Source organism: Pseudomonadota bacterium (genome assembly GCA_039815145.1).
Classification (GTDB): domain Bacteria; phylum Pseudomonadota; class Gammaproteobacteria; order Steroidobacterales; family JBCBZW01; genus JBCBZW01.
Window position 1 is genome coordinate 1 of record JBCBZW010000166.1, and the last position, 9,679, is coordinate 9,679.

The 9,679-nt window shown below is 65.0% G+C and carries 9 protein-coding genes; 3 read left to right on the forward strand and 6 right to left on the reverse strand.

Annotated features, from left to right (window positions below):
• On the forward strand, positions 1–417 hold a 417-nt coding region (locus AAF184_22800; GenBank protein MEO0425183.1), incomplete at its 5' end, for an isoprenylcysteine carboxylmethyltransferase family protein.
• Between the two features lie 212 nt (positions 418–629).
• Positions 630–1,637: a zinc-binding dehydrogenase gene (locus AAF184_22805; GenBank protein ID MEO0425184.1), complete on the forward strand. Its 1,008-nt coding sequence runs from the start codon at positions 630–632 to the stop codon at positions 1,635–1,637.
• A gap of 18 nt (positions 1,638–1,655) precedes the next feature.
• Here AAF184_22805 and AAF184_22810 read toward each other — a convergent pair whose 3' ends face one another.
• From AAF184_22810 to AAF184_22835, 6 genes are all read right to left on the reverse strand, one after another.
• A complete protein-coding gene (locus AAF184_22810; protein ID MEO0425185.1) occupies positions 1,656–2,414 on the reverse strand; it encodes a hypothetical protein in 759 nt (252 codons plus the stop codon).
• Positions 2,415–3,230: 816 nt separating this feature from the next.
• Entirely contained in the window at positions 3,231–3,875 is a 645-nt protein-coding gene (locus tag AAF184_22815) for a hypothetical protein (protein MEO0425186.1), read from the reverse strand.
• A 66-nt stretch (positions 3,876–3,941) separates the two neighbouring features.
• Positions 3,942–4,271, reverse strand: coding sequence for a hypothetical protein (locus tag AAF184_22820; GenBank protein MEO0425187.1), 330 nt, complete (start codon positions 4,269–4,271; stop codon positions 3,942–3,944).
• A 15-nt stretch (positions 4,272–4,286) separates the two neighbouring features.
• Positions 4,287–5,531 (reverse strand): MFS transporter, encoded by a 1,245-nt coding sequence (locus tag AAF184_22825; protein ID MEO0425188.1) that lies wholly within the window; start codon positions 5,529–5,531, stop codon positions 4,287–4,289.
• Between the two features lie 50 nt (positions 5,532–5,581).
• Entirely contained in the window at positions 5,582–7,036 is a 1,455-nt protein-coding gene (locus AAF184_22830) for a coniferyl aldehyde dehydrogenase (GenBank protein ID MEO0425189.1), read from the reverse strand.
• A 146-nt stretch (positions 7,037–7,182) separates the two neighbouring features.
• Complete coding sequence (locus AAF184_22835) at positions 7,183–8,166, reverse strand: hypothetical protein (protein ID MEO0425190.1); 984 nt, start codon at positions 8,164–8,166, stop codon at positions 7,183–7,185.
• Positions 8,167–8,356: 190 nt separating this feature from the next.
• Here AAF184_22835 and AAF184_22840 point away from each other — a divergent pair, with 190 nt between their 5' ends.
• Complete coding sequence (locus AAF184_22840; GenBank protein ID MEO0425191.1) at positions 8,357–9,562, forward strand: GGDEF domain-containing protein; 1,206 nt, start codon at positions 8,357–8,359, stop codon at positions 9,560–9,562.
• Positions 9,563–9,679: the final 117 nt, after the last annotated feature.

The following is a 9,679-nucleotide window of genomic DNA, read 5'->3' on the forward strand; positions in this document are numbered from 1 at the left end:
CTGTGTGCGACGGCCGCTTGGGGGCTCGATCGCTGGCGACCTATCGGGGAAGTTCACCTACCGGGACAGAAAGCGGTGGCGCTGGCGTTGATCGCCCTCGGCTTGACGGTCGATGTGACGGCGGTGATCGCGTTCTTTCGGGCCAAGACCACCATCACGCCGTTGGCACCTGACAAGACCTGTGAACTGGTGATCAGCGGCTGGTATCGGTTCAGTCGCAACCCGATGTACCTGGGCATGTTGAGCGTACTGATCGGATGGGTGCTTTGGCTGGGACAGCCCCTGGGCGTGCTGACGCTCGCGGTCTTCGTCGCCTGGATCAGCGTGTTCCAGATCCTCCCGGAGGAACGGGTGCTCGCCGAGAAGTTCGGGGAGAGCTACCGGGCCTACTGTGCTCGCGTACGTCGGTGGGTCTAGGCCGGCCACTCCACTGGAACACGTCTCCGCGATCCCCCGGGTGAAAGGAACTCCACCGCCCCACTTTGCCGAGGTGGGATCCCAGTTTGGGTAAAAATTTTAATAAAATTTGAAATTGTTGAAGTAGCGCTCTAGTCTCGAAGGTGCGGGGCGCGCCTCCAGACAACGTGGCCGGCGCCACCTGCCCACCGATCGCCAGCAGGGAGCTCGCCATGACCAGCAGCCGGGAATGGGTCGTCACCGACTACGCGCAGGGCTACAAGAGCCTGGTGCTTCGAGACTGCGAGGTGGAAGCGCCAGGCCCCGGCGACATTCGCCTGCGGGTGGAGGCCTTCGCGCTTAACTGGGGCGACATGGACCTCATGCGCGGCATCTACTCGTTTACCTTCGAGTCACTGCCCGCCCGCATCGGCATCGAAGCCGTCGGCATCGTCGACGCGGTGGGCGATGACGTCGAGGGGATCGAACTCGGCCAGCGTTACTGCACCCTGCCCTACTTTTACTTCCAGCGCGGCACCAGCGCAGACTCGGTGATCATCCCCGCGCGCTACGTGACGCGCGCGCCCGCAGGTTTGTCCGCCGTTGAGTGCGCATCGATCTGGATGGCGTTCATGACGGCCTACTACCCCATCGCCAGCCTCACCGGCGCCAGCGCGGACCGGAACATCCTCGTCACCGCGGGCACCAGCACGGCCGGCAATGCTGCCCTGAACATCGGTCGGCTGTGTGGAGCCAACATGCTCACGACCACCCGCTTCGAGAAGAACGAGGCGTACTTGCAGGACAGTGGCGCGAACCACGTATTCGCATCGTCGCGGGATGCCTCGCTTGCCGACTTTATAGATGCCGCCACCGACGGTGCTGGCGTCGACATCATCTTCGACTGTGTGGCTGGGGCACTCATGGACGAGTACGTCGCGAAGATGGCGCGCGATGCTCGGATCTACTACTACGGATTGCTCGGGGGTGCGTTCCCGGAGCAGCTACCGCTCGTTGAGATGTTCCAAGCGAATGCGTCCTTTCATCCGTACTCGGTGTTCAACTACGTGCAGGATGGACCGCTGTGTCGGGAGGGGTGTGATTACATTCACGAGGCGTTTGCGAACGGCACGCTTCGGGCGAATGTGGATCGGGTGTTTGCGATGGAGGACTACGTGGCGGCGTGGGACTACATGCGCACGGCACGGGACAATCACGGCAAGATTGTGATCGAGAACTGACGATTCCCAAGCGATCCCTCAGTTTCCTGCGCGGTCGCTGGACTCGATGCACCCAAGAAACTCTTCGAACACTGGGCGAGCGTGGGCCACCCACAAGCTCATCGAACTGAGGCCGTGCTGCGCACTCTCGAAACTGATCGCCATGGAATCGCTAGCAGCCTGCGCTAGCCACCTGGCGAGCGAGAGCGCCGCATCGCCTTCCAAGCGGTATTGCCCCCGGGCGTAGCGATTCTCGCTAGGGGGTGGCGGCACCCAAGGTAACTCCCATCGTCGCTCTCCGAGGGTGAGCGCCACTGCAGTTCCTGCCAGTGGTAGCTGATAAAGCCCGTTTCGCACCGTGGCAGTCGACCGCACGCCATCCTGCTCGAGGGCGAACGTGAGGCTCAGCGTGCTCGGCACACGATGATGCGGGAGCGTTACCGTGGTCCGCGCTGTACACCCGCCCGCATGGGTGTATGCACTCCACGGGTCGGTGACCGGCATGTTCCCTGCGCGGTGCTCCCGCAAGATCTCCAGCTCTCTTTGCGCCTCCGGGTCCGACAGCCTCTGAAGACCTGAGCACAGGGAGATTCCCCCGTAGTCATCAGTGAATATCAGGTACTCGTCGCCCACCTGCAGGGACACCCCGCAGCTGCCGCTATCCCCAGAGCTGACCAGCGCATCGAAGGGAATCTCCCCTTTGAAGTGCTCCAGCACTCGAAAGCGCATCCGGCGCTGGGGTCGGCGCCCAAAGGGATCTCCCGCGAGCTCACCGCCGATTATTTGGGCAGTGAACACGTTCGTGACCGTTTCGTAGTACCGTGTCAAACCCATCGAGAAGCAGGAGCAGGCGTGGGCCGACACGGACGTTCCTAGCGCCGCCAACGCTACCATCACGAGCCCGTATCTCACGGTGCCACCCACGACTGCGCGTATCGTCCTGCGTCATCGAAACGGACATGCAACTGACCGTACTCGAGCCTGCGGCCTTCCTCGTGCCACTGCACGCTCCTCCCCTGGTCTAGTCGGTTCACCAATCTGAAGAAACCCTGCAGCTCCGCAGCTGACATTCCCCACCAGAGGCGCACTAGCCTCTGGTGAACTGCATCGTCAGGGGCTCCATTAGCCCGCAACAACGGCGCCGCATCGAGCACAAAGGGCACTTCTGACCAATGCACGCCTAATCGCTGGCAAGCGGTGATGGGCGCGATGGTCTCAGGGAAAAAGTAGACGCCGTCGGCGCCCAGATGCACCGGGGCACCGCACGCTTCGGGTGCAGCCATGCGAAGCGGGCGGTAGCGTCGCGGGACGCCGCGCAACGTGGTGTGCACCGCCAAAGAGAGATCCACCTCACCGTTGTCAGCCAGTGACGCCCGGCTGATTCGACCGAATACGATGATGGGGGAGTTCTCTAGCTCGACGAGCTGGTCTCGCAGCTCGCACTTACAAGGGGTCTGCGCTGCGACCGGAAGCAGAAGCTGGCCGACGATGACCAAGGCCAACGCACCCGCTCGCAGGCGCGGGGTTATTCGGCTGTTCAGCGGCGGGCTGGATGGTGCTCTGGATCGCCCAAGCTGGCGGCGGTCTGATGCTACTGGTAGCACTCGTTACCCTTCACGGATCTGACTGCCCTAGCAGGCGAAACGTCCGGATGTTGATTCGGCGACCTTGTCCGTCAATCTCCTCTCCCGTCAGCGCATCGAATGCACCAATAGCGTAGGCGCTTGCGCACGTCTCGTAGTATCGATCGTTGTCGCAAAGCACTCGTGTCACGGCGAGCAGACCTGAGGGACGAGTGCGCGCGGCCACCAAGTCGCCGTAGTTCGCCTTCCAATCCTCGCGGGATGCCCAGGACTCAGTACCTTCCACCACGCGAGGCACGAGGGCAATCGCCCCTCGTAGAGTCACCACCCAGTTCTTTAGCCACAGGATGGTGGAACCGACGAATTCCTGCTTCAGGTACTCCTCTGTGTAGGGAAATTCGAGCCCCGGCGCTGCCTCGTACCGTTCGCGAAGCTGCTCGAGGACCTCGGAATACTCAGCGTCTCCATAGCGCTTCAACCGAACAGAGCGCGCGATGAGTATGGTGTCTTTATCGTACGGGTTAAGCTCCGCAGCGCCCGCGGACTGCATCAGTTCAGGTGGGGTAATGACGGCTACTTTGGTGTAGTTCGTGCAGCCACCCGAGGCCGCGCCTACTACCGTCGCTAACAGGCAAAGACTCATTCGCGCCAAGCGGGCCATGCGTGTAGGCATCAAGCCTTGTACTCCTAGAGATCTCGTAACTCGAGCACAAGCTCGAACGCTACACCGAGATCACGAGATCTAGCGATCAGAACCATAGGGCGACGCTGGCTCTATCCGAGCCTCCTCGTGGCTCTCCAGCTCCGGCTGAGCGAACACCTCCACTTTGAACTCCTGACTCAGCACCTCAATCACGCGCGCGACAAGCGCCGAGGCTTGCTCCGCCTTGATCTGATGCGTCATAGCCGAGAAGGTATCTATCGAGACCTTTTGCTCGTCCGCGCACACCCAGATCCAGGAGTCTCCCTGGTGTCCCGACTGGATGTCGGCAAACTCCTTTGTGAGCAGCGCCACAAGCTGATCGTGCCGGTCATCGTAGTGACCAACGTACCTGAGCTCAGCGAAGATCAAGTTGCTCCCTCACACTCAACCAGTCGAAGCGCCGCTGGTCCTCTCCAGGGACGGCTGCAGAACCAGGAACAAGGCTACACCCACGAGCACATACCCCGCCAACATCCGGTACTGCCAGTCCATCGACACCCCCGCATCGATCAACGCCCCCATCAACCCCGGCGCCAACGCCGTCGAGAACACCATCAGCGACACAGCCAGGGCCCGAATCGCCCCCAGGTGCTTCACCCCGTAGAGCTCCGCCCACAGCGCCCCGATGACCAACGTCGCGCCACCCGCACTCGCCCCCATCAGCGCCATGAACACGGCCGCACCGATCAAAGACTGCGTCACGCTCAACACCAACAACCCCGCCGCAATCGGCAGAAGGTAGTACGGCAACAACCGCACCGCCCCAAAGCGGTCGATCACAAAGCCGAGCCCGAGAGCCACCGCCATCGACGCCCCCGCATAGAACGGATAGGTAGCCGCAAAGGCCGGCAGGGACCAGCCCTTCTCCTCCACCAGGTGCACCTGATGGAACAACACCCCGGTCACGATGAACGGCGGCGCCAACACCCCCGGCAACAGCGCGTAGAAGCGCGGATCGCGCATCACTTCGGCTCGGGTCCAGTGGCGGGTGGGCGTCGCTGACGAGGGGCCATCCGCCTCGGTGGGACGATGCAAGCCGCGCCCCTTAGCCAAGCTCCCGAACCACAGCACCAGGGGCAGCATCACGGTCACCAACACGCTCGCGGCAATCCACCAAAGCGTTCGCCACGACCATGTCGCCAAGGCCAGCGCACCCAGAAAGGGCAACAGGGCCTCGGCCGCCGTGAACCCGAGCACCGCCACGCTGAGCGCCCGTCCCCGTTCCGCCGAAAACCAGCGCCCCATCGCCGTCATGGAAAGATGACTGAGCATCCCCTGCCCGGCGAGGCGCAACCCGAACACGGCCACACCTAACACCAACCATGACTGCGCGCCGCCCATGCCGATGGCACATACGGCGGCGAGCGCCGCGACGCAGATCGCGCCCAAGGTCACCAGGTCGTAGCGATCCGCGAGCTTACCCAGCCAGACCAGCACCAGGGCACTGGCGGTGGTGGCGACGGTGTACAGGGTGCCGAAGCCCCCATGGCTGAGGCCGAGCTCGTCGCGGATGGCGCCGCCCGAGAGAGAGATGAAGTAGGTCTGCCCCGCGCTCGAGGAGAAGGTCAGGGCAAAACCGAAGGCCAGGGCGGGCCAGGCCCGCTGCAGGAAGGGCAAGCTGCTGCTCAAGGGAGTCTCTCAGGGAAGGGGCGCGCGGGGCGCGCGGGGCGCGCCGGCGGCTACCGCTTCTTGCGGAAGCGCGCGAACTGGAACGCCATGAAGGCCTTGTAGAAGCGATTGCCCCACGGCGCTGCAATGAAGGCGATTGTGTCGAGACGCCCCTTGCGGATCACGGGCTTGGCCTTGGAGAAGCTCAGGAACCCCTCCTTGCCGTGGTAATGCCCCATGCCTGAGGGGCCGACGCCGCCGAAAGGCATGTCATCCACCACGCCCTGGCTCAACACGTCGTTCAGCGCCACGCCACCGGAGTGGGTGTGCGCCAGCACGTGCTCGCCGCGGGCCTTGTCCCAGTCGAAGTAGTACAGGGCCAGGGGACGGGGTCGCGCGTTCACGTAGGCGATCGCCTCGTCGAAGTCGTCGTAGGGCACGAGGGGGAGCACGGGACCGAAGATCTCCTCCTGCATCACCTGCATCTCGTCGCTCACGTTCTTGAGCAGGGTCATGGGCACCTTGCACGTGCCTTCGAGCGACTCGTCGGCGGGGTTGATGCTGATGAGCTCGGCACCCTTGCCGGCGGCATCGGCGAGCAGCCCCTGCAGGCGGTCGTGCTGACGCTCGGTGATGATGGAGGTGTAGTCGCCGTTGCTGGCGAGGGTCGGGTAGTGCTTGCGGGCCGCTGCCTCGTAGGCGGTGGCGAAAGCGTCCACCTGATCGCGCGGCAGCAGCAGGTAGTCGGGCGCGACGCACACCTGGCCCGCGTTCAAGCCCTTGCCCAGGGCGATGCGCGAGGCGGCCTCCTGGATCGGAAACGACGGGTGCACGATGGCCGGTGACTTGCCGCCGAGCTCCAGCGTCACAGGCGTCAGGTTCTCGGCGGCGGCGCGCATGACGATGCGGCCCACCTGGGTGGACCCGGTGAACACGAGGTGATCGAAGGGCAGCTTAGTAAATTCGGTAGCCACCTCCACGCCACCGGTGAACACGACCACCTCCTCATCGCTGAAGGTGCTTGACAACATCTCCTGCAGCACGGCGCCGGTCTGCGGGGCGTATTCGGAGGTCTTGATCATCGCCCGGTTGCCGGCGGCGAAGGCGCTCACGAGCGGCGAGAGCGACAGCAGCAGGGGGAAGTTCCACGGCACCACGATGCCGATGACGCCGAGGGGCTGACAGTGCACCTTGCTGGTGGACGGCGCGAGCATCAGCGGCGTCTCGCGCCGCGACGGCTTCATCCAGCGCCGCACGTGCTTGCGGTTGTGGGCGATGCCCTGGAGCACGGGCAGGAGCTCCATGAGGAGCGTCTCGGCGGCGGGACGGCTGCCGAAGTCGGCGTCGACGGCGGCGACCAGGCGGTCCTTGTAGTCGAGCACGGCGTTGTGCAGGCGATCGAGGCGGTCGATCCGCTCACGCGCCGTGGGCGCGGGCTGGCGCGCGTAGGCGGCGCGGACCTGACGTAAGACGTCGTGCAACTGCTCCGCGCTCGGGTCGGCGCGGTGCGAAGCGTCGTAGGGCATGGAGCACCTCCTTGATGCAGCGCAAGGTACCAAAAAGCGCTGCCGCCTGCTGGTGCGGAGGTGTCGGACTCGGGCGAGGGAGGCGGGGCGATGGCCGGTAGCGACCATCGCCCTCGCGGTGGCGGCGCCCTCGCGGGCGACGCGGATCAGTGGAAGCGCGCTTCCCGGGCCGCGGCGGGGATGCTGCCGACCACCACCTGCAGGGTGATGTCGCCGCTCGAGATGGCGAGGCCCGCATCGCTGCAGTTCCAGGCGCCGTTGATCAGCGGTGCGTTGGCGCTGCCGCCGGCCGTGAGGTTACGGCACACGGTGATCAGGCCGTCCACGCCGGTGGTGGAGCCGCCGACATCGCAGGGCGCCCCGCCGCAGGCAGCGATGCCGACCACGATCTGCAGCACACGCTCGCCGGGGTTGCCGGTGAGGCCGCCGGCGGAGCAGTCCCAGTTGGTGCCGTCGGTGGTGCCGTTCACGGACTGGCCGCTGACGAGATTGCGGCAAATCACCTGCACCACGCTGGCGCTCTGCACGGTGCCGGCGATCGGATCGGCCATCACCTCATCGCGCACCAGGGCGGCGCCGATGATGTTGCTGGGCGTGTCCGCGGCCTGGGTGTTGGGCCCGAGGGACGCGAGGGCGGAGTCGCCCGGGGCGCCGAAGTTGGTGCAGAACATCATGGCGCGGCACACCTGCAGCTCGGCGACGGTCTGCTCCCCGCCGCTGGCATCGGCGGTGAGGCCTTCGGTTAGGTCGCCGTTCAAGCCCGTGGTGCCGAGCAGGGCGATGAGGGTTTGTGCCGGCAGGAAGTTGGCGGCGGTGAAGTCGTTGGCGAAGTCGATGGGGCCTTCGGTGGTGATGTCGACGATGCCGCCGTTGCCCCAGAGGGTCTCCACCTCCGCGTTGGTGGCAAAGCGGAAGCCTTCGTAGGTGCCGCCGGGGCCGAGCTGGGCCGTGACTTCGTCGAAGCTCTGGCCCAGAGTCACTGACCAATCGAGCCAGCTAAGGCCCGTGTCCGTGTCCAAGGTGATGGTGTCGGTGCCGAACTCGCTGTCTTCGGACACCAGATCGGCGTGCGCGGTGACCGCGGCCAACGCCAGTGCGCAAAGGGCAATGCCCCTGTTTACATATCGCATTTCATCGCTCCCTGATGAGGTTGTCGGGTTTGGTCCAAAACGCCTGTTGTTTGGCACCAAGTCTATCATCCACGTGTGACAGCGCGCGGCTGCCCACGCTTGTGATCCGGTGCTCACTTTCAGTCATCGACCTGCGCGCAGCGTTACCCGGCGCGCGGTGGGGCGCGAGGGAATCCGCTAGCGTGGCGTGATGACCGGCGCCGCTCCCCAATCCATCGACGATCTGCTGCAAGACAACGCCGCCGACGCGCACAAGCGTGAGCGCCAGGCGATCCTCGATATGCTCTACCGCAACCACCGCTCGGCGGCGGTGGTGATGATGCTCAACAGCACGGTCACGGCCTACCTCCTGGGCGTGCTGGAAGGCGCCACGGAGGTGCTCTGGTGGTGGGGCGTGGGGATCGCCCTCGGCGTCACCCGCTTCTCCCTGAGCTCCGTCTACCTGCGCTGTCGAGAGCATCTTCATTCGACGCGCTGGACGCAGATTGCCGCGGCCAATTCCCTGAGCTTCGGCTTGCACATCGGCTACCTCAGTCTGTGCTGCTTCGGACAGGCGGAACCGGCGGGCCAGATCGCCGTTTCCGTCCTGACGGCTGGCACGATCGCCGGCGCCACTATCGCGGGCGCCACCTACCTGCCCTGCTTCGTCGCGTTCACGACGCCCGCCGCGAGCGCCATCGCGATCGCCTTCGCCACCCAACTCGGCCCCAGCGGACCGGGCTTGGTGGTGTTCACCGCGGTGTACGTAGCGATGATGTTTCTCTCGACCAAACGCATCAATCAGCTCATTCGCAAAAACGTGCGACTCTCCGTCGCCCTCTACCGCCAGGCGCGCCGCGACCCACTGGTCGACGTGGCCAACCGCCTCGAATTCCATCGGCAGACGGACGAGGCCGCGGCCACGGCACGCAAGGGCGGCGAAGACGCGGCGATCATCTTCATCGATCTCGATCACTTCAAGACCTTGAACGACACGTACGGACACGCCACCGGTGATCAGGCACTGCTCGCCATGGCCGAGGGCTTGACGGGTGCCCTGCGCCCGGGCGATCTGGTGGCTCGCCTGGGGGGCGATGAGTTCGTGGTATTCCTGTTCCCCGCCAGTCGCAACAAGGCGTTGACGGCCGCCAACAAGGCCCTGACCGCGGTGCGAGGCATCTGCCTGGAGCGGGACGACGGGGATCCGCTGAGCATTACCGCCAGCATCGGCGTGGCCTACTCGCGGGGGGGGTTCCGCTCGACCGAGGACCTGCTGTCGCGGGCCGATGCTGCGGTGTATCTGGCCAAGGAGCGCGGCCGGGACCGCGTGGAGGCGCTGCCCCTGAACGGGCCCGACGACGACGCACCGGCCGGCGATGCGTCGTCGCCCATCGTGGGCTCGGGCGCGCCCGCCTAGTGGGCCGCTTGGAAAATAAGGTAACGCTCAGCGAGCGGGACTGGCGTCAGGGCAAGGCGGGCGAGCGCAGGCATAGCAGCGCTATGGCTGCGCTTGACCAACGCCGCAATGGCGTCA

Bases quoted from the DNA above. Each gene is read 5' to 3' on its own strand.
- AAF184_22805 (MEO0425184.1), top strand. From the start codon at position 630: ATGACCAGCAGCCGGGAATGGGTCGTCACCGACTACGCGCAGGGCTAC.
- AAF184_22830 (MEO0425189.1), bottom strand. From the start codon at position 7,036: ATGCCCTACGACGCTTCGCACCGCGCCGACCCGAGCGCGGAGCAGTTG.
- AAF184_22835 (MEO0425190.1), bottom strand. From the start codon at position 8,166: ATGCGATATGTAAACAGGGGCATTGCCCTTTGCGCACTGGCGTTGGCC.
- AAF184_22840 (MEO0425191.1), top strand. From the start codon at position 8,357: ATGACCGGCGCCGCTCCCCAATCCATCGACGATCTGCTGCAAGACAAC.